Here is a 19,277-nt window from a genome sequence, read left to right as displayed (position 1 = left end):
ACCCGCGCAGAAGCACCGCTCCCGAGGCGTGGCACCCACCGGTGTCACGCCTCGGCGGCGAAAGCCACCTGGTAGCCGCTGGCCCGCAACGCGCTGATGAGCGTGTCCGAGTGCTCCACGCCCCGGGTCTCCACCGACAGCGCGACCTCCACCTCGCCGAGGCTGAGGCGCGGGTTGGCTCGCTGGTGTTCCACGTCCACCACGTTGGCCCGGTGCTCGGCGATCTGGCTGAGCAGCGACGCGAGTTGCCCCGGCCGGTCCGAGCAGCGCACGGTCACCCGCAGATAGCGACCCGCGGCGGCCAGCCCGTGCTCGATCACCCGCATCATCAGCAACGGGTCGATGTTGCCGCCGGAAAGCACCGCCACCACCGGCGTCTCCACCTCGACCACGCCCGCCAGCAACGCGGCGACGCCGACCGCGCCGGCCGGCTCGACCACCTGCTTACCGCGCTCCAGCAGCATCAACAGCGCCCGGGAGATGTCCTCCTCGGAGACCGTGACGATCTCGTCGACCAGCTCGCGCACGTGGCTGAAGGTGATCTCCCCCGGCCGGCCGACCGCGATGCCGTCGGCGATGGTGGAGAAGGCGGGCAGCCGGACCGGCTTCCCGGCCAGCAACGAGGGCGGGAACGCCGCCGCCCCGGCCGCCTGGACTCCGATGATCCGGACGTCCGGTCGCAATGCCTTCACGGCCACCGCCATGCCCGAGATCAGACCGCCGCCACCCACCCCGGTGATGATCGTCTTTACGTCCGGGCACTGTTCGAGGATCTCCAGCGCCACCGTGCCCTGGCCGGCGATCACATCGAAGTGGTCGAACGGGTGGATCAGCACCGCGCCGGTGCGCTCGGCGTACGTGTGTGCGGCCACCAGCGACTCGTCGACGGTGTTGCCGGCCAACTCGACCTGCGCGCCGTACCCCTTGGTGGCCGCCACCTTCGGCAGCGGCGCGTTGACCGGCATGAACACGGTGGCGTGCGTCCCGACCAGGCCGGCGGCGAGGGCCACACCCTGCGCGTGGTTGCCGGCGCTCGCCGCGACCACGCCGCGCTCCCGCTCCGCCGCCGACAACCGGCAGATCCGCACGTACGCGCCCCGCACCTTGTACGAGCCGGCGCGCTGCACGTTCTCGCACTTGAGCCAGGTCGGCCCGCCCAGCGCCGCGCTCAGCGGACGGGAGGGCTCCAGCGGGGTGGTCCGGATGACGCCTGCGAGCAGTTCCCGTGCAGCCCGCACGTCGTCGAGACCGACCAGTTCCGTCATACCCCGATCGTGCCACCCGCCGTCTGAGCGCTCTGCGGCGACACCGACGTGTGCGGCAGCACCGAGGTGCGCGACGTTGACCCACTCGACATCCCTGATATCGCGGTATCAACCGCGCCTCGATAGCGCGTTTTCAAGGAGCCGGAGTGGATCAAGTGGCCGGCGACTCCGTTCCGACCCGGGGGTAGCCGGGGGCATGGCGGGCCCACGGGGCGGCCATCTCGAACTGGCCGGCCACACCGAGCAGCAGCAGCTCGGAGCCGGGCGGACCGACGAGTTGCACGGCGACCGGCAGGCCGTCCGGGCGGCGGCCGACCGGCACCACGACCGCCGGCAGGCCGGCGATGTTCCAGGGTGCGGCGTACGGGGCGTACCGGATGTTGGCTGTCATGTTCGCCCGCCAGGACCGGTCCGACCAGCGGGCCGCCTCCGGTGGCGCGGTGGCCAGCGCCGGGGTGAGCAGCAGATCGACCGAGTGGTCGGTGAAGAAGTCGACCGACCGTTGCCGCCACGCGGCCCGGTCAGCCTCCCGCACGTAACCGCGACGCTGCGCCCACTCGCCCAACGCGACGTGCCGCCGGGTACGCCGTTGCAGGCCACGCCGGTCCAACCCGGAGGCCCGGACGTCGGTGGCGGCGGCGGCGAACCAGGTGGCGATGCCCTGTAGGCCGAGCGCGGTGGGGTAGACCGGATCGGCTGGCACCGTATCGTGCCCGGCGGCGGCGAGGAGCCGGCCGGCGGCGGCGACCGCGTCCCGGTTGGGTGCGTCCGCTGCGACGCCGCGCACCGGAGAGCGCAGCGAGACGCCCACCCGCAGCCGCTGCGGCGGGACCAGCTTCTCGGGACGCCGGCCGGCGAGCACCGAGAAGCCGACCGCCGCGTCGGCGACCGTGCTGGTCAGCATGCCGTGCTCGGTGAGGCCGAACCAGTCGTCCGCGCCGAGCTGGCAGGGGACCACGCCCCGGCCGGGCTTGAGCCCGACCAGGCCGCAACAGGCCGCGGGAATCCGGATCGAGCCGAGACCGTCGTTGCCGTGCGCGATGGGCACCAGGCCGGCGGCCACCGCGGCGGCGGCGCCACCGGAGGACCCGCCGGGAGTACGCGTGCTGTCCCACGGATTACGGGTCACCGCGCTGTCGTCGTCGGTGAGCGCCCACAGCCCCAGTTCCGGCATCCGGGTCACGCCGAGGATCACGGCGCCGGCGCCGCGCAGCCGACGCACCACCTCGTGGTCGGCCTCCGCGACGTCGGTGCGTGCGGCCGTCGACCCGTTCCAGGTCGGCAGGCCGGCGACCGGAGTGTTTTCCTTGACCGCCACCGGCACCCCGGCCAGCGGCAGGTTGGCCAGGTCCTCCTGCTCGTCGACCTTCTCCGCCTCGGTGATCGCCTCGCCGCCGCGTACGGCCCGGAACGCGGCCAGCTCACGGTCGGCTCGGGAGATGTACTCGAGGTGGTCGGCGACGACCTGGGTGGCCGAGACGTCACCTCGGCGTACGCCCCGGGCGATTTGCTTGGCGGTCGCCCCGACCCAGGTCGCCACGATGTCCTGCACGGCCATCCTCCCCAGCGGTCAGCCCAGCGCCTGCTCCAGATCGGCGAGCAGGTCGTCGACCGTCTCGATGCCGACAGACAGTCGCACGAGATCGCCGGGAACTTCAAGCGGCGAGCCGGCAGCACTTGCGTGTGTCATCCGACCCGGGTGCTCGATCAGGGATTCCACACCGCCCAGCGACTCGGCGAGCACGAAGAGCTTGGCGCGGTTGCAGATCTCCACGGCGTGGTCCTCACCACCGGCGGCGCGGAACGAGATCATGCCGCCGAACCGGCGCATCTGCTTGGCGGCCACCTCGTAACCGGGGTGCGAGGGCAGCCCGGGGTAGATCACCTCGGCCACCTTGGCGTGCCCGTCGAGGTACGCGGCGATCCGCTCGGCGTTGTCGCAGTGCCGGTCCATCCGTACCCCGAGGGTCTTGATGCCGCGCAGGGTGAGCCAGGCGTCGAACGGGCCGTTGATCGCGCCCATCGCGTTCTGGTGGTAGCGCAGTTCCTCCCCGAGTGCGGCGTCGGCGACGACGAGCGCCCCACCGACCACGTCGGAGTGCCCGCCGATGTACTTGGTGGTGGAGTGCACCACCACGTCCGCGCCGTGCGCGATCGGCTGCTGCAGGTACGGCGAGGCGAAGGTGTTGTCCACCACCAGCAGCGCGCCCGCGTCGTGTGCCACGGCGGCCAGGGCGGCGATGTCGGCGATGCCGAGCAGCGGGTTGGTCGGCGTCTCCACCCAGACGATCTTCGTGCGGCCCGGCTGCACGGCCGCCCGGATCGCCGCCGGGTCGGAGACCTTGGCCGGGGTGAACTCCAGGCCCCAGCGCTGGGCGACCCGGGCGAAGAGCCGGTACGTGCCGCCGTACGCGTCGTCCGGGATCACCACGTGGTCGCCCGGCTGGCACACGGCCCGCAGCAGGGTGTCCTCCGCCGCCAGGCCGCTGGCGAAGGCGAGCCCCACCGGCCCGCCTTCCAGCGCTGCCAGGCACTCCTGGAGCGCGTCACGGGTCGGGTTGCCCGAGCGGCTGTACTCGTAGCCGAGCCGGGGTGCGCCGACGGCGTCCTGCGCGTACGTGCTGGTCTGGTAGATCGGAGGGATCACCGCGCCGGTGCGGGCCTCAGGGTCCTGACCGGCGTGGATGGCGAGCGTCTCGAAGCCGTGACTCATGCTGGTGAGGCTAGTGCCCCGTCCCGGAGGCTGGAACGGAACCCGCGCTCCCGCCGGGCCGGCACCCTGCGGTCCGGTGCTGCCGGCATAGCCTGGGCCGGTGGGCGGTTGCGTGTTCTGCGGGATCGTGGCGGGTGAGGTGCCGGCGTTCCGGGTCGCCGACACCCCGGACGGGGTAGCGTTCCTGGACACCCGGCCGGTGTTCAAGGGGCATGTGCTGGTGGTGCCCCGGGCCCATCTGGTGACCCTGGCCGAGTTGCCGGCCGACCTGCTGCCCGGCTACTTCGCGCTGGTCCAACGTCTGGCGGTGGCCGCCGAGACCGCTCTGGGTGCCGGTGGGACGTTCGTGGCGCTGAACAACAAGGTGTCCCAATCGGTGCCCCACCTGCACACCCACGTGGTTCCGCGGACCAGGGGCGACGGTCTGCGTGGGTTCTTCTGGCCGCGTACCCGCTACGACGACGACACCGAGGCCCAGACGTACGCCGACCGGGTCGCCGCCGCCCTCTGAACGGGGGCCTGACTCACCTCGGCGCGGGTAAGGAAGCAGGACTCACCGGTGTTACACGCTGGGAGAGGTACGAGAGGAGAGTCCCACGTGTTTTTGCGCCGTATGAACGCCGAAATGGTTTCGCCAGACCAGGCCCTGCCGGGCCGCCCGATCGCCATGCCGGTCGCCGACCGGCACGAGGTGCTGGGCACCCCACTGAAGGGCCCGTTCCCGCAGGGCCTGCAGGTCGCCGTCTTCGGGATGGGCTGTTTCTGGGGCGCCGAGCGGCTGTTCTGGACGTTGCCCGGCGTTTACACCACCTCCGCCGGCTACGCCGGTGGCGTCACCAGGAACCCGACATACGAGGAGACGTGTTCCGGCCGGACCGGGCACGCCGAGGTCGTCCAGGTGGTGTACGACCCGAGCAAGATCACCTACGAGGACCTGCTGAAGGTCTTCTGGGAGAACCACGACCCGACCCAGGGCATGCGCCAGGGCAACGACGTGGGCACCCAGTACCGGTCGGCGATCTACACAACGACCGACGAGCAGCGGGCCATCGCGGAGTCGTCCCGGGACTCGTTCCAGCCGATCGTGACGCGGGCCGGCAAGGGTGAGATCACCACCGAGATCGCCCCGCTCGGCGACTACTACTTCGCCGAGGACTACCACCAGCAGTATCTGGCGCCGACGAAGAACCCGAACGGGTACTGCAACCACGGCCCGAACGGGCTGAGCTGCCCGGTCGGCGTGGCCCGTACCGCGGGCTGACCGCCGCCCACCTGTGCAAACGTGATGCCCGGCCGCCCATGAGGTGGCCGGGCATTCCCATCTGCCCATGTGATCGAAATCCGTTGCCGAGCCCGCCGAGGACTCGATAACGTAGCCGTACACGTGAAGGGAGGTGGTCCAGACTTGTATAGCAATCGGACTCGTGAGGTGGCTGTCAGCTAGCCGCTGTCCTCGACAGTGATCGGTCCGCCGCGAGGCGGGCACCAGCACCATCGTCGAGACCGTGTGGCAGCGGTGCGGCGAATCCACGACAGCCACCCGACCCCCGGGGTGCCGGCCAAGTCCAGCCGGCCCGCGCACCAGCGCGGAGCGCCCCGGGGGTCGCTCCATATCCGGAGGACCCAGCGATGTCCATGCGCGAGCTGGTGGTGCTGGGAACGGCCAGCCAGACGCCGACCCGTCAGCGCAACCACAACGGGTACGTGCTGCGCTGGGACGACGAGGTGATTCTGTTCGACCCGGGTGAGGGCAGCCAGCGCCAACTCCTGCACACCACGGTCACCGCCAGCGATCTGACCCGGATCTGCGTCACCCACTTCCACGGCGACCACTGCCTCGGCCTGCCCGGCATGATCCAGCGGCTCTCCCTGGATCGGGTGTCGCACCCCGTCGCCGTGCACTTCCCGGCCGGTGGCGCCGAATACTTCGCCCGGCTGCGGCACGCCACCTCCTTCCACGAGACCGCCGAGCTGCGGGTCGAGCCCATCGAGGCGGACGGGCAGCGGATCACCCTGGGCTGCGGCACGCTGGAGGCACGCCGGCTGCGGCACCCCATCGAGACGTACGGCTACCGGCTGGTCGAGCCGGACGGTCACCGGATGCTGCCGGAGAAGCTGGCCGCGTACGGCATCGCCGGGCCGGCCGTCGGCGAGCTGATCCGCGTCGGGCACCTGGACCTCGACGGACGCCGCGTCACCCGCGACGAGGTGAGCGTGCCCCGGCCCGGGCAGCGGTTCGCCTTCGTGATGGACACCGGCCTCTGCGACGGGGTGTACGCCCTCGCCGAGCACGCCGACCTGCTGGTCATCGAGTCGACCTTCCTGGAGTCGGAGGCCGCGCTCGCCGCCGAGGTCGGCCACCTGACCGCGGCGCAGGCCGCCCGGGTGGCGACCGAGTCCGGGGTACGCCGGCTCGTGCTCACCCACTTCTCCCAGCGCTACCCCGATCCGCGCCGGTTCCACGACGAGGCGCGTGCCCATTTCGACGGTGACCTGATCATCGCCGAGGACCTGACCACGGTGCAGCTCCCACCCCGGCGGGTAACCTCGACCGGGTGACCGTCACGCTCCGCCTCGCGACCGGTGACGACCTGATGGCGGTGGGCGCCATGCACCAGCGCTCCCGGGTCGCCGCGTACTCCGCCTTCCTTCCGGCCGAGGCGTTGGCCGACCCCACGCCGGAGGCAATGGGGCGGTACTGGGCCGAGCGGTGGCACTGGGAGCAGGACAACCACCGGCTGAGGGTGGCCGAGCGCGCCGGGGCGCTGGTCGGGTTCAGCTACCTGGGCCCGGACGACGAGGACGACCCGGCCACCGGGCTGCTCAACGCGATCCACCTGGAGCCGGCCGAGCAGGGCCGGGGCACCGGACGAACGCTGATGGTGGACGCCCTGGGCGCCATGCGTGCCCTGGGCTGGCGCCGCGCGGTGCTCTGGGTGCTGCGGGACAACGCCCACGCCCGGGCCTTCTACGAACGCGGCGGCTGGACCCCGACGGGCGCGCAACGCGAGGAGTACATCGGCAGCGTCGCCACCCCCCAACTCCGCTACACCCGCACCCTGCTCGCGTAACGGCACCCTGTTGACGCCTCGACGTGACGCCTCGACGTGGCGTCGGTCGATGTTCGCTGTCGGCGGATCGGGGCATGCCGGAGCGACGGACGGCGTGGACATCGACACCGATCACACCCGGTCCGACCCGGCCGAAGAGGCCGCGCTGGACGCGTACTCCCGGGTGGTCACCACTGTGGCGGCCCGGGTGCCGCCCAGCGTGGCCGCCCTGTCGGTGCGGACCCCGCGCGGGGCCGGCGCCGGATCCGCGGTCACCGACGGCCTGCCGCTGACCAGCGCGCACGTGGTCCAGGGGTCGTCGGCGAACGAGCGGTGGTCGACGGGGTTGCAGCGGTTGACGCGCGGCCCCGCCGCTCCGCGGCCCCCCTCCGCCCCGCCCCCGCCGCCCCCCGCCCCGCCGATCTAGGGGAGATGGTCGTGATCGGAGATCAACTCACGACGGTTTTCCCTAGATCGGCGCGGAAAAGCGGCGCGGCGCGGAAAAGCGGGGCGGCGGGGCGGGGCGCGGCGCGGAAAAGCGGCGCGGCGCGGGGGTGCGGGGTGGGTTAGTGGGCGCCTAGGTGGGCCAGGAGGTCCTGGCGGGTCAGGACGCCCTTGGGCTTGCCGTCGACGAGGACCAACGCGGCGTCGGACTTCTCCAGCAGGCCCACAGCCTCGCTCACCGGCTGGCCACCGCCGATCATCGGCAGCGGGTCACCCATGTGCCGCTCGATCGTGTCGTGCAGGTGGGCCTGGCCGGTGAACAGCGCGTCGAGCAGGTCCCGCTCGGCGATCGAGCCGGCCACCTCGCCCGTCACCACGGGCGGCTCGGCCTTGAGCACCGGCAGCTGCGAGACGCCGTACTCACGCATGTAGTCGATCGCGTCGCGGACCGTCTCGGTCGGGTGTACGTGCACCAGCTCGGGAAGGCCGCCCGGCTTGCTGGCCAGCGCGTCGGCGACAGTCGGCTCCGCGCCGGAGTTGTCGAGGAACCCGTACCGGGCCATCCACGAGTCGTTGAAGATCTTCGAAAGGTAGCCCCGGCCGCCGTCCGGCAGCAGCACCACCACCACGTCGTCGGGGCCGGCCTTACGGGCGACCTCCAGCGCCGCGACCACCGCCATTCCGCAGGAGCCGCCGACCAGCAGCCCCTCCTCGCGGGCCAGCCGCCGGGTCATCTCGAAGGACGCCTTGTCGGACACCTCGACGATGTCGTCGGCGACACTCCGGTCGTACGTCTCCGGCCAGAAGTCCTCGCCGACGCCCTCCACGAGGTAGGGCCGGCCGGTGCCGCCGGAGTAGACCGAGCCCTCCGGGTCGGCCCCGATGACCCGCACCCGGCCCCCGGAGGCCTCCTTGAGGTACTGGCCGATACCGGAGATGGTGCCACCGGTGCCGACGCCCGCCACGAAGTGGGTGAGCCCGCCCTCGGTCTGCTTCCACAGCTCCGGGCCGGTGGTCTCGTAGTGCGAGCGCGGGTTGGCCGGGTTGCTGTACTGGTTGGGCTTCCAGGCGCCGGGGATCTCCCGGGTCAGCCGGTCGGAGACGTTGTAGTACGAGCGCGGGTCCTCCGGGGCGACCGCGGTCGGGCAGACCACCACCTCGGCGCCGTACGCCCGCAGCACGTCCTGCTTGTCCTGGCTGACCTTGTCGGGGCAGACGAAGACACACTTGTAGCCCTTGAGCTGGGCCACCAGGGCCAGCCCGACGCCGGTGTTGCCGCTGGTCGGCTCGACGATGGTGCCGCCGGGCTTGAGCAGGCCGGCGGCCTCGGCGTCCTCCACCATCCGCTGCGCGATCCGGTCCTTCACCGAGCCGCCCGGGTTGACGTACTCCACCTTGGCGAGCACGGTGGCCTGGATGCCCTCGGTGACGTTACGCAGACGTACCAGCGGGGTGTTGCCGATCATGTCGACGACATTGTCGTAGTACTGCACGATGTGCCCTTCGTTGCGGCGCCGGCGACGGCGGCCGGGCAGACGTTTCCTCGCCTCCCAGCGTACGTGTCGTCAGGGCACCAGCCCCCCCGGGATGACCGAGCTGCGGCGGGCCTCCCACTCCAGGAAGCGCTCGGTCTCGGCGAGCACGCTGCCGGCCAACCACGTGATCATGACCGCGTCGTCGGCCAGCCCGAAGATCGCCAGCGGGATCTCCGGGAGCAGATCGATCGGCGAGACGATGTACGCCGTCGCCGCGGTCATCAGGGCCAGCCGGAGGCCGCCGTCGTACTCCCGCTTGGTGGTGGCCCGGATCATCCGGGGCAGCGCGGCCAACCGGGTGCCGATCGACGGCCCACCGCGCGCCCCGGCCGCCAGTGCCCGCGCCAGGGCCGCGAACGCCGCGCTGCGCTTCAGTGTCTTCCCCATCGTTGCGCTCCTCTCCGCCGGATCAGCGTGGCGGGTCGGCGCAAGTCGGCCGGCCTCATCCGCACAGATACCCCGTCGCGTCGGTTTCCAGGCACCCGCGTGCCGTCACGACGACAGCGGCGTGTCGGGCCGGCGCGATAATGTCGGTGTATGGGGGTGGCTGATTCCGTCGTACCCGGAGGCGAGCGCTGGCGGCAGGCCCGGCGCTTCGCTCTCGTGGCCGCCATCGGGACGGGTGCCACGGCGGCGGCCGCGGCGGCGACCGGCGGGGTGCTCCTCGGCCAGGCCCGGCAGGCCCGACGCACCATCCCCATGGCCGAGGCACCGCCACCGCGCTGCGACGGGATGTACGGCGCGAAGTTCCCCGGCCCCGCGCTCACCATGGTCGTGCTCGGTGACTCGTCGGCGGCCGGCTACGGGGTGCACCGCCGTCGGGAGACGCCCGGTGCGCTGCTCGCGACCGGCCTGTCCCGTCGACTGCAGCGGCCGGTGCAACTGCACCGCTTCGCGGTGGTCGGTGCCATCTCCGCGGCGCTCCGCCACCAGGTGGAGGCGGCGCTGGAGTGCCGACCCGACATCGCGGTGATCCTCATCGGCGGCAACGACATCACCAACCGCACGCCGCGCGGGTTGGCGGTGCGCTACCTGGTCGAGGCGGTTCACACGCTGCGCGACGCCGGGTGTGAGGTGGTCGTCGGCACCTGCCCCGACCTGGGCGCGATCCGTCCGATCCAGCCGCCTCTGCGCTGGCTGGCGCACCGGTGGAGCCGCCAGCTCGCCGCAGCCCAGACGGTCGCCGTCGTCGAGGCGGGCGGGCGGACCGTCTCCCTCGGTGATCTGCTCGGCCCGCGTTTCACCGCCGAGCCGACCCGGATGTTCGCCTGGGATCGGTTCCATCCCTCCGCCGAGGGGTACGCGATGGCCGCCGCCGCGTTGTTGCCGGCGATGCTGTCCGTGCTTGGCGCAGGGCAGGAACGACGGGCCACACCGACGCGGGGCGAGGGCGTACGGTCGCTGCCGGAGGCCGCGCAGGAGGCGGCCCGGCACGCCGGCACTGAGGTCAGCGGCACCCAGGTCCGGGGCCGCGACCGGGGGCCGGCCGGCCGGTGGGCGCAGTTGCGTCGCAGGGCGTTCTTCGGTGTCGGCGCGGTGCCGCAGCACGGGTCCGCCTCGGGCACTTCGACAGTGGAGGAACTGGCATGAACGAGCGCAGCGAGCGGGGCGGAACCGCCGGCCTCGCCGGCCGACTGGGTCGGGCGACGGTGATCTCGCTGCTCGCCGGCACCGTTGGAGGCGCCGCCGTCCTGGCCGGCGAGGCGTTCGTCGCCCGGCACCGGCGCTACGCCCAACCGGAACTGGGGCTGGCCCTGCGGGCCACGATCGGCCGGGCGGGCGCTCCGCCGCTGCGGCTGGTGCTGCTCGGCGACTCGTCGGCTCTGGGCGTGGGTGTCGACCGTCTCGAGGACACCATCGGCGGGCAGTTGGCCACACTGCTCGCCGAGGGCCCAGCCGGCCGGCGGGTGCACCTGTCCAGCGTCGGCGTCGCCGGGTCCCGCTCGACTGACCTGGCCACGCAGGTGGCCCGGTCCCTGCTCGGCGAGCGACCCGACGTGGCGCTGATCCTGATCGGCGCGAACGACGCCACCGTGCTGCGCCGGCCCTCCGACGCGGCGGCGTATCTCGGCGCGGCGGTGCACCGGCTGCGCGAGGCGCGGGTCGAGGTGGTGGTGGGCACCTGCCCCGACCTCGGGGCGGTGCGTGCCATCGCGCCCCCGCTGCGCCAGGTGGTCGGCTGGTCCGGGCGGCGGATGGCCCGCGCGCAGACCACGGCCGTGCTGGACGCTGGCGGCTCGGTCGTCGACCTGGCCGCCGAGACCGGGCCGGTGTTCCGGGCCGACGCGGGGACGCTCTGCCACGACGGCTTCCACCCCTCCGCCGACGGCTACCGGGTGTGGGCGCACGCCCTGCTGCCCGCTGTCGCCACGGCGGCGACCGTCGCTACCCGGCGGTAGGGCCTGTTTCATAAGAACTGGCCGGCCTACGGCGGGCCCGCACGACGACCGGCGGCGTTACGCTTTCGTCCGGATACAACACCGGTATCCGGACGAAACCGCGCCTTGCCGGATCGCCGCCCGGACTCCGCCTCGGCTCGACCGCCCGTATGAAACAGGCCCTAGATCTTCCCGGCCGGGGGTGACATTTCCCGCCGCGCCGGCTCCTTCCGCGCCATGTTACCGACGGGTTAACGTTGGTCCATGCCGATTGAGTCGTCCCGCGACGCCGTCATCGTCGCCACCGCCCGCTCCCCTATCGGCCGGGCGCACAAGGGGTCCCTGCGCGACGTCCGCTCCGACGACCTCGCCGCGACCATCGTCCAGGCCGCCCTGGACAAGATCCCTCAGCTCGATGCCACCACGATCGACGACCTCTACCTCGGGTGCGGCCTGCCCGGCGGTGAGCAGGGCTTCAACATGGCCCGGGTGGTGTCCACACTCCTCGGTCTGGACACGGTGCCCGGCGCCACGCTGACCCGCTACTGCGCCTCGTCGTTGCAGACCACCCGGATGGCGATGCACGCGATCCGGGCCGGCGAGGGCGACGTGTTCGTCTCCGCCGGGGTGGAGATGGTCTCCCGCTACGCCCGGGGCAGCTCAGACGGGCTGCCTCCCGAGGCGCAGGCCCTGGTCGGCGGCAGCTGGGAGAACCCGCGCTTCGGCGCGGCCGGCGAGCGCTCCAAGCGCCGCGCGCAGGGCGACGCCGAGGTGTGGATCGACCCGCGCGAGGCCGGCGAGCTGCCCGACATCTACCTGACCATGGGGCAGACCGCGGAAAACCTGGCCCAGGTGTACGACGTCACCCGCGCCGACATGGACGAGTTCGGCGTACGCAGCCAGAACCTCGCCGAGAAGGCCATCGCCGACGGCTTCTGGGCCCGGGAGATCACCCCGGTCACCACGCCGGACGGCACGGTGGTGAGCACCGACGACGGACCGCGCGCCGGCGTCACCCTCGACGCGGTCAGCGGCCTGAAGCCGGTGTTCCGCCCGGACGGCCGGATCACCGCGGGCAACTGCTGCCCGCTCAACGACGGCGCGGCCGCCGTGGTGGTGATGAGCGCCCAGCGGGCCGAGGATCTCGGGCTCACCCCGCTGGCCCGGATCGTCTCGACCGGCGTGACCGCCCTGTCGCCGGAGATCATGGGTCTCGGGCCGGTCGAGGCGTCCCGGCAGGCACTGCGCCGGGCCGGCATGACCATCGACGACGTCGACCTCGTCGAGATCAACGAGGCGTTCGCCGCGCAGGTCATCCCCTCCTACCGCCAGTTGGGCATCCCGGAGGAGAAGCTGAACGTGATGGGCGGCGCGATCGCGGTCGGCCACCCGTTCGGCATGACCGGCGCCCGGATCACCGGCACCCTGCTCAACGCTCTCGAGTGGCACGACAAGACCATCGGTCTGGAGACCATGTGCGTCGGCGGTGGCCAGGGCATGGCCATGGTGCTCGAACGGCTGAGCTGAGCCGAGTTGACGTCAGAGCGCGCTGCGGGTCGCCGTCGCCTCGGCGGCGGCCCGGGCCAGCGCCTCGACCCCCGGATCGGCGGCCACCAGGTCCGCCGCCACCACCCGCAGCTGATCGGGCAGGGCCAGGTCGTTGTCGAGCCGGGGCACCACCCGCCGGGGCTCACCCTCGGCATCGGCGACCAGGTTGGCGATCTCCTGCACCAAACGGTGCACCAGGTCGGCGCGGGACACGTTGCCGGTGGTCGCGACCGCCGCCCAACGCGGCTGCTGCCAGTGCCCGACCTGACGGACCAGCAACTGCACGGCCTGATCCAACTCCGCTGCGCTCATCGCCGCTGAGTCTACGGCCGGCACCGGCCGCGCCTCGGCCGACTGGTCAACGGCGCAGGTAGCTGAGCAGCCGCAGCAGCTGCCAGTAGAGGAAGACCAACCCGGTGAGCAGGCCGAACGCGCTCAGCCACGCGTACCGGCGGGGTCGACCGTCGCGCACCGACCGCTCGACGAGGTCGAAGTCGAGGATGAAACTGAACGCCCCGGCGATGATGGCCACCACCGAGAAGGCGTACGGCAGCCAGCCGACCTTGCCACTGACGCTGTAGACCGCCAGGCCCGGTCGCCCGGAGATCAGGTACGACACCAGGTTGACCACGCTGAGCACGGCGATGCCGAGCAACGTGCCGATCACCAGGCGAGCCAGCCGGGGCGTCGCCCGGATCACCCGGGCCCGGTAGAGCGCCGCCATGCCGACGAACACGCCGAAGGTGCCGGCCACCGCCTGCACCACGATGCCCGGATAGACCTGCTCGAACGTGCGGCTCACCACCCCCAGCAGCAGGCCCTGGAGCACGGCGTAGCCGATGATCGGCACCGGGTTGGTGATGCCCCGCAACGAGATGACCAGGACCAGCGCGATCGACGCGAGCGCGCTGCCGGCGAGCGCGGCGCCGAGCCACACGGCGGCGGGGATCACCGCCCAGGACACCGCCGCGGCCGCGCCGGTGACGAGCAGCAACCCGACGGTACGGACCACCACGTCGTCGACGGTCATCGGCTCGACGTCGCGGGCGCCGAGCACCCGGGCCTCCACCCGGCCGGTCTCGTCCAGCCGGTTGAGCACCGGGTTGTTGCTGCGCACCGCCGCCTCCTTCGCCCGCGTACCCCCTCGCAGTCACTCTGCCCCGGGGTGCCCGGCGGCGGCGGGCAAACGGCGCGGACGACGGCGCCCGCCCCGCGAGAGCGGAAGCGGGCGCCGGTCAGCTGCGCGGACGCGTCAGTCGTCGCCCTGGAAGTAGCTCAGCAGGCGCAGGATCTCGATGTAGAGCCAGACCAGGCTGACCAGGATGCCGAACGCAGCCACCCAGGAGTAGCGCTGCGGCAGGCCCATCCGGACGCCGTCCTCGATCTCCTTGAAACTGAGCACGAAGCTCAGCGAGGCGACCACGATGCAGACCAGGCTGAAGCCAATGGCCAGCTTGCTCCCGTCGCGCAGGCCCGTGTTGACGCCGAACAGCGCCAGCACCAGGTTGATCATCATGACGGCGAAGAGGCCGACCATCACCGCGATCATGCCCTTGACGAAAGCCGGGGTGGCCCGGATGACCTTCGCCCGGTAGAGCATCGCCATCAGGAAGAAGATGCCGAAGCTGGCTGCGGCGGCCTGGAGCACGATGCCGTCGTAGCGCGTCTCGAACGCCTTGCTGACCATGCCGACGAAGACGCCCTCGACGACCGCGTACGCGATGACGAGCGCCGGGTTGGCCATCCGGGAGAACGAGATGATCAAGCCGAGGACCAGGCCGACCACCGCCGCGCCGATCCAGGCGGTACCGACCAGCGCGTCGGGCACGAGCACCCAGGCGGCCGCGGCGGTGATGCCGAGGATGCCGAGGAGGGCGACGGTCTTGACGACGACGTCGTCGACAGTCATCGGCGCCACGGTGGGCGGCGCGGCCGGGTAACCGGCCTGGGACGGGTACTGCTGGGGAATGCCGGGCTGTCCGTACGGACCGGCCGGGGCGTACCCGGCGGAGCGCTCCCGCTCGGCCGCCTGGCCGAGCCGGGCGAGCACCGGGTTCGAGGTCTTCACTGTCTGGCCTCCCTCAGGGGGTCGTTTGCACGTGAACGTGCCGTCCAAGAGTAAACGGCGCAGCCAAGTCCTGGTGATCACGGATGAGAATGTGCGCAGGCCGACGTGTGCCCGGGGCGGGGGTCGAACCCGCACGCCTTGCGGCAGCCGCTTTTAAGGCGGCCGTGTCTGCCTTTCCACCACCCGGGCGGGTGGCACCGGCGCGCCGACACGCACGGTGCAGTGTCACCGTAGCCGGTCTGCGGCGACCCGACGTACCCCGCCGGGCTCGCCACATTAGGGTCGATGTCGTGAGCAGTGCAGCCCCCACGGCCCCCGACGCCGCCCCTGAGCAGGCCTTCCGCCTCGTCGATCGGGTCAACCGTCGGCCTCGGGCCGCCCGACTGCTGGCCGCCGTCCGCCGCCACCGGGCGGACCTGCTGGCCGCTCTGCTCTTCGCGGTGCTGGCCGGCTGGCTCACCCACGGGCTGTGGCCCGACCCGGCCGGCCGCATCCTGGCGCTCAACCCGGAGGACCAGACACTCTACGAGTGGTTCCTGGCGGTCGACGCCCGCGCGCTGCTCGGCGACTTCGACCTGCTCACCAACCGGCTCAACGCCCCCGACGGCGTCAACCTGATGGCCAACACCACGGTGATCGCGCTCGGCGTCGTCTTCGCGCCGGTCACCCTGCTGCTGGGCGCGCCGGTCACCTTCGCGCTGCTCGCCGGCGCCAACCTCGCCGGCACCGCCCTCGCCTGGTACCTGCTGTTCCACCGGACGCTGCGCGCCCGCCGGCTCGCCGCCGCGCTCGGCGGAGGACTGTGCGGGTTCGGCCCTGGCATGGTCTCGCAGACCAACAGCCACCTGCACATGACCGCCCAGTGGCTGGTGCCGATGATCGTCTGGCTGGTGGTCCGACTGCTGCGCGCGTCGGACCCGGGGTCGGCGACACCCGACGGAACCGGCCGCACCCGGCCCGCCGGACCGGATCGTCGGCGGATGTTCACCTCCGCGGCGGGGCTGGCCGCGGCGGTCACCGCGCAGGTCTTCATCGGCGAGGAGGTGCTCTTCCTCGCCGCCGTCACGCTGCTGGTGATGGCGTTCAGCTATGCCGTGGTGGACCGGGACCTGGCCCGCCGGTCGCTGCCCGGCTTCGCCGGTGGGCTGGCTGTCGCCGCCGGGCTCGCCCTGCTGGTGCTCGGCTACCCGCTGTGGTTCCAGTTCGCCGGGCCGCAGGGGGTCTCCGACGGGATGTTCACCCCCGCCTACTTCTCAGCCGACCTGACCAGTTGGTGGACGGTCTCCCCGCTGTCGCTGGCCGGCAGCGGCGAATCCGCCCGGCTGACCACCGGCCCGGCCGAGTACAACACCTTCCTCGGCTGGCCCCTGCTGCTGGTCACCGTGGCCTGCGCGATCTGGGCCGGGCGACGCCGGCTGGTCTTCGCCTGCGTCGTGGCGGGCCTGGTGATGGGTACGCTCTCGCTCGGCCCGGAGGTGGTGCTCGACGGCACCAGGACAGCGCTTCCCGGCCCGTACGCCCTGATCGGCGGGCTACCCGTGGTGGACGGCGCGTTGCCGATGCGGTTCGCGCTGGCGTTGCTGCCGATCGTCGCGACGCTGCTGGTGCTGGCGGTCGACCGGGCTCTGCGCAGCACCGGTCGGGCGCGGCGGCTGGTGCCGCTGGCCGTCGGCGTGGCGCTCCTGCCGATCTTCCCGAGCCCGCTGCCGACCGCCGAACGGCCCGCCGTGCCGGAATTCATCACCGGCGGCCACTGGCGGCAGTGCGTACGCCCCGGCGGGGTGCTGGTTCCGGTGCCGCTGCCCACACCCAAGGAACCCTGGCCGATGCGCTGGGCGACCGCTGCCGACGCCAGTTTCGGTCTGCCCGAAGGGTTCTTCATCGGCCCGTACGGGCGCGGCGGCACCGCCGCGATGGGCACCTTCAAGCAGCCCACCTCCGCTCTGCTGGCGGACGTCGCCCGGCGCGGCGACCAACCGGCCATCGGCGACGAGCAACGCCGTCAGGCCGCGAGGGACGCCGACTTCTGGGGCGCCTCCTGCGTGGCGCTGACCGACGACGCCCCACACGCCGAAAGCCTGCGCGCCACCCTGGAGCAGCTCTACGGCCCAGCGACCCGAATAGCCGACGCCTGGACCTGGCGGGTCTAACGCCGCCGATCTTGCACTTACTGCCCGGACAGGACGCACCATAAAAGTGCCTAACGGCGTCCGAAAGTGCAAGATCGGCGAGGCGGAGGCCGGTCAGACGCGGGGGGCACCTACTGGTTGGGAGGCCTCGACGAACTCTTCGCGGGGGTCGTGCAGCTGGCCCAGGGCGACGACCTCACGCTTGAGGAAGAACGCCAACGACCAGTCCACCACCACGCGGACCTTGCGGTTGAACGACGGGATCCGGCTCATGTGGTACGTCCGGTGCATGAACCAGGCCGGCCAGCCGGTCATCTTGATCCCGTACACCTGGGCGACGCCCTTGTGCAGGCCGAGGCTCGCGACGCTGCCGGAGTGCTTGTGCTTGTAGTTGACCGGCTCGCGGCCCCGGATCACGGCCGTGATGTTGTCGGCCATCCGGGCGGCCTGACGCACCGCGTGCTGCGCGCTCGGCGAGCAGAAGTTGCCCGGCTCCTTGGTGAGGTCCGGCACGGCGGCGCAGTCGCCGGCGCTCCACGCGCCCTCGACCACCTGGTCGCCGTCGACCACCTGGAGAGTGGGCAGGCAGGTGATCCGTCGACGGTCGTCGCGCGGGAAGTCGGTCGCGTCCAGCATCGGCGAGGGCTTCACGCCAGCCGTCCACACGATCGTGTCGGACCGGAAGCTGTCACCGTCGGAGAGCTTGACCACCCCGTTGACGCAGGACTCGAGCCGGGTGTCCAGCCGGACGTCCATTTTCCGCTTCAGCAACTGCTGGACGGTGTAGGCGCCCATGTCCCGGTCGACCTCGGGCAGCACCCGTTGGGTGGCCTCGACCAGCACCCAACGAAGCTCGTCCTGGTTGAGCTCGGGGTAGTAGCGCAGGGCGTGGCGAGCCATGTCCTCCATCTCGGCGAGCGCCTCGATGCCGGCGTACCCACCGCCGACGAAGGTGAAGGTCAGCGCCGAACGGCGGACGTCCTCATCCGGCGTGGCGGCAGCCACGTCGAGGCGGTCCAGCACGTGGTTGCGCAGGTAGATCGCCTCACCGATGGTCTTGAACCCGATGCCCCGCTCGTGCAGGCCGGGAATCGGCAGGGTGCGGGACACCGCGCCCGGGGCCACGATCACGTGGTCGTACGTGATCTCCCGGGCCGGGCCGCTGATCGGCTGCACGGTGGCGACCTTGCGGTCGTGCTCGATCCGCGTGACCGTGCCGGCCACCATCTTGCACCGGCGCAACTCCTGCCGCAGAGGCACCACGGCGTGCCGCGGGGAGATGTTGCCTGCCGCCGCCTCCGGCAGGAACGGCTGATAGGTCATGTGCGGCTGGGGGTCCACCACCATGACCTCAGCCTCACGGGAGCTGAGCTTCTTCGACAGGCGCAGGGCGGCGTACAGACCGACATGCCCGGCACCAACCACAAGGATCCGCTTCGGATTCACGTCATCTATCTTTCCCCGGCTTGCTCAGGTAATCCCGCTCGCGCCCCCCATCTGTGACGGAGCACAACCCCTGTGACCTGCGCAACCCTCAAATCGCAGCGGTCACGGCCGCCGCAGCAGCCAGCCCAGCAACGCTGCCGTCCCCACAGCCACCAGCAGCCCCAGCACTGTCACCCACTGATATCCGGCCTCCCCGCCCATACCGGCGGCCTGCAACAACAGCACCCCCAGCACGGCGGTGCTCAGCAGGACAGCGGCCGACCGCGACAACCACCGGGTGATCAACTCGGGGTCCACCACGGCGTCGTAGGGCAACAGCGCGGCCAGCGCGCAGAGCGTGTGCGCCAGATAGAGCAGGGCGGCGAGGGCGAGCAGCCGCCAGAGGGCGACCGGGCGGCCGTACCCGTCGGTGGCGAGCAGCCAGCCACCGACCGTGACCAACGCCGTGAAGGTCGCCCAGATCCGGCGCGGACCAAAAGCGGGCAGCAGCGCCGCCACCGCCAGAAAGAGGACCGGCCGGCCGGGAAGCACCTCGGCGGGGAACGCCAGGGCGAACCCGGCAAACACGGTCACGAAGATCCCGGCCCGAACCAGGAGCGGGACGGCGCTGATGCGGGCGACAGCGTTCTGGGCCGCCCGAACCCGCCCAGTGACGGCGTCGATCATCTGTGCCTGCCCTCGCTCGCGACTGCGCGGCGCGC

At 72.0% G+C, this 19,277-nt stretch carries 18 protein-coding genes, 1 tRNA gene and 1 pseudogene; 9 read left to right on the top strand and 11 right to left on the bottom strand.

The features are described 5' to 3' along the window. Positions 1–44: 44 nt before the first annotated feature. The 3 genes from ilvA to OG811_RS15335 form a co-directional block, all read right to left on the bottom strand. Positions 45–1,265, bottom strand: a complete 1,221-nt coding sequence (gene ilvA, locus OG811_RS15345; RefSeq protein ID WP_406075091.1) for a threonine ammonia-lyase — start codon at positions 1,263–1,265, stop codon at positions 45–47. Between the two features lie 151 nt (positions 1,266–1,416). Further along, positions 1,417–2,823, bottom strand: coding sequence for an amidase (locus OG811_RS15340; RefSeq protein ID WP_406075089.1), 1,407 nt, complete (start codon positions 2,821–2,823; stop codon positions 1,417–1,419). Positions 2,824–2,835: 12 nt separating this feature from the next. After that, entirely contained in the window at positions 2,836–3,978 is a 1,143-nt protein-coding gene (locus OG811_RS15335; protein WP_406075087.1) for a cystathionine gamma-synthase, read from the bottom strand. A 100-nt stretch (positions 3,979–4,078) separates the two neighbouring features. Between OG811_RS15335 and OG811_RS15330 the strand changes: the two genes are divergently transcribed. The 5 genes from OG811_RS15330 (at position 4,079) to OG811_RS15310 (ending at position 7,455) form a co-directional block, all read left to right on the top strand. Then, a complete protein-coding gene (locus OG811_RS15330; RefSeq protein WP_406075085.1) occupies positions 4,079–4,489 on the top strand; it encodes an HIT family protein in 411 nt (136 codons plus the stop codon). Between the two features lie 87 nt (positions 4,490–4,576). Continuing rightward, a complete protein-coding gene (gene msrA / locus OG811_RS15325; protein ID WP_406075083.1) occupies positions 4,577–5,239 on the top strand; it encodes a peptide-methionine (S)-S-oxide reductase MsrA in 663 nt (220 codons plus the stop codon). A 368-nt stretch (positions 5,240–5,607) separates the two neighbouring features. Beyond that, entirely contained in the window at positions 5,608–6,537 is a 930-nt protein-coding gene (locus OG811_RS15320) for a ribonuclease Z (protein ID WP_406075081.1), read from the top strand. After that, positions 6,534–7,049, top strand: coding sequence for a GNAT family N-acetyltransferase (locus OG811_RS15315; protein WP_406075080.1), 516 nt, complete (start codon positions 6,534–6,536; stop codon positions 7,047–7,049). Before OG811_RS15320 ends, OG811_RS15315 begins: the two co-directional genes overlap by 4 nt. 49 nt (positions 7,050–7,098) lie before the next feature. Then, positions 7,099–7,455, top strand: a complete 357-nt coding sequence (locus tag OG811_RS15310; RefSeq protein WP_406075078.1) for a hypothetical protein — start codon at positions 7,099–7,101, stop codon at positions 7,453–7,455. A 139-nt stretch (positions 7,456–7,594) separates the two neighbouring features. Here the strand turns inward: OG811_RS15310 and OG811_RS15305 are convergent, their stop codons facing one another. Then, positions 7,595–8,965 carry a cystathionine beta-synthase gene (locus OG811_RS15305; RefSeq protein ID WP_406075076.1) on the bottom strand — a complete coding sequence of 457 codons (1,371 nt, stop codon included), beginning with the start codon at positions 8,963–8,965 and terminating at the stop codon, positions 7,595–7,597. A 72-nt stretch (positions 8,966–9,037) separates the two neighbouring features. Further along, a complete protein-coding gene (locus OG811_RS15300) occupies positions 9,038–9,394 on the bottom strand; it encodes a YkvA family protein (RefSeq protein ID WP_406075075.1) in 357 nt (118 codons plus the stop codon). Positions 9,395–9,544: 150 nt separating this feature from the next. Between OG811_RS15300 and OG811_RS15295 the strand changes: the two are divergent. The 3 genes and pseudogenes from OG811_RS15295 to OG811_RS15285 all read left to right on the top strand — a co-directional run. Beyond that, positions 9,545–10,623, top strand: a pseudogene (locus tag OG811_RS15295) (SGNH/GDSL hydrolase family protein); the annotation flags it as partial. A 33-nt stretch (positions 10,624–10,656) separates the two neighbouring features. After that, positions 10,657–11,406, top strand: coding sequence for an SGNH/GDSL hydrolase family protein (locus OG811_RS15290; protein ID WP_406075747.1), 750 nt, complete (start codon positions 10,657–10,659; stop codon positions 11,404–11,406). Positions 11,407–11,649: 243 nt separating this feature from the next. Next, entirely contained in the window at positions 11,650–12,912 is a 1,263-nt protein-coding gene (locus OG811_RS15285) for an acetyl-CoA C-acetyltransferase (RefSeq protein WP_406075074.1), read from the top strand. A 12-nt stretch (positions 12,913–12,924) separates the two neighbouring features. Here OG811_RS15285 and OG811_RS15280 read toward each other — a convergent pair whose 3' ends face one another. From OG811_RS15280 to OG811_RS15265, 4 genes are all read right to left on the bottom strand, one after another. Beyond that, complete coding sequence (locus OG811_RS15280; protein WP_406075072.1) at positions 12,925–13,245, bottom strand: hypothetical protein; 321 nt, start codon at positions 13,243–13,245, stop codon at positions 12,925–12,927. A gap of 46 nt (positions 13,246–13,291) precedes the next feature. Next, on the bottom strand, positions 13,292–14,050 hold the full coding sequence (locus tag OG811_RS15275; protein ID WP_406075070.1) for a Bax inhibitor-1/YccA family protein: 759 nt from the start codon (positions 14,048–14,050) through the stop codon (positions 13,292–13,294). A 135-nt stretch (positions 14,051–14,185) separates the two neighbouring features. Beyond that, entirely contained in the window at positions 14,186–15,001 is an 816-nt protein-coding gene (locus OG811_RS15270; protein WP_406075069.1) for a Bax inhibitor-1/YccA family protein, read from the bottom strand. Between the two features lie 108 nt (positions 15,002–15,109). After that, a tRNA-Leu gene (locus tag OG811_RS15265) sits at positions 15,110–15,190 on the bottom strand. A 101-nt stretch (positions 15,191–15,291) separates the two neighbouring features. On the opposite strand from OG811_RS15265, the gene OG811_RS15260 reads away from it, so the two are divergent. Continuing rightward, the gene (locus OG811_RS15260) at positions 15,292–17,151 is read left to right on the top strand and encodes a hypothetical protein (RefSeq protein WP_406075067.1); all 1,860 of its coding nucleotides are present in this window, start codon (positions 15,292–15,294) and stop codon (positions 17,149–17,151) included. A gap of 93 nt (positions 17,152–17,244) precedes the next feature. Here the strand turns inward: OG811_RS15260 and OG811_RS15255 are convergent, their stop codons facing one another. Further along, the gene (locus OG811_RS15255) at positions 17,245–18,576 is read right to left on the bottom strand and encodes an NAD(P)/FAD-dependent oxidoreductase (protein WP_406075065.1); all 1,332 of its coding nucleotides are present in this window, start codon (positions 18,574–18,576) and stop codon (positions 17,245–17,247) included. A 102-nt stretch (positions 18,577–18,678) separates the two neighbouring features. Further along, complete coding sequence (locus tag OG811_RS15250; protein ID WP_406075746.1) at positions 18,679–19,239, bottom strand: hypothetical protein; 561 nt, start codon at positions 19,237–19,239, stop codon at positions 18,679–18,681. Positions 19,240–19,277 lie beyond the last annotated feature (38 nt).

Source organism: Micromonospora sp. NBC_01638 (genome assembly GCF_045209745.1).
GTDB lineage: Bacteria > Actinomycetota > Actinomycetes > Mycobacteriales > Micromonosporaceae > Micromonospora.
Note: the sequence above shows the minus strand (reverse complement) of the source record. Positions and strands in the feature narration are given on the sequence as shown.

Coding starts and splice junctions, on each gene's coding strand:
- OG811_RS15310 (WP_406075078.1), top strand. CDS start 7,099: ATGTTCGCTGTCGGCGGATCGGGGCATGCCGGAGCGACGGACGGCGTG.
- OG811_RS15340 (WP_406075089.1), bottom strand. CDS start 2,823: ATGGCCGTGCAGGACATCGTGGCGACCTGGGTCGGGGCGACCGCCAAG.
- ilvA (WP_406075091.1), bottom strand. CDS start 1,265: ATGACGGAACTGGTCGGTCTCGACGACGTGCGGGCTGCACGGGAACTG.
- OG811_RS15320 (WP_406075081.1), top strand. CDS start 5,608: ATGTCCATGCGCGAGCTGGTGGTGCTGGGAACGGCCAGCCAGACGCCG.
- OG811_RS15300 (WP_406075075.1), bottom strand. CDS start 9,394: ATGGGGAAGACACTGAAGCGCAGCGCGGCGTTCGCGGCCCTGGCGCGG.
- OG811_RS15285 (WP_406075074.1), top strand. CDS start 11,650: ATGCCGATTGAGTCGTCCCGCGACGCCGTCATCGTCGCCACCGCCCGC.
- OG811_RS15335 (WP_406075087.1), bottom strand. CDS start 3,978: ATGAGTCACGGCTTCGAGACGCTCGCCATCCACGCCGGTCAGGACCCT.
- OG811_RS15280 (WP_406075072.1), bottom strand. CDS start 13,245: ATGAGCGCAGCGGAGTTGGATCAGGCCGTGCAGTTGCTGGTCCGTCAG.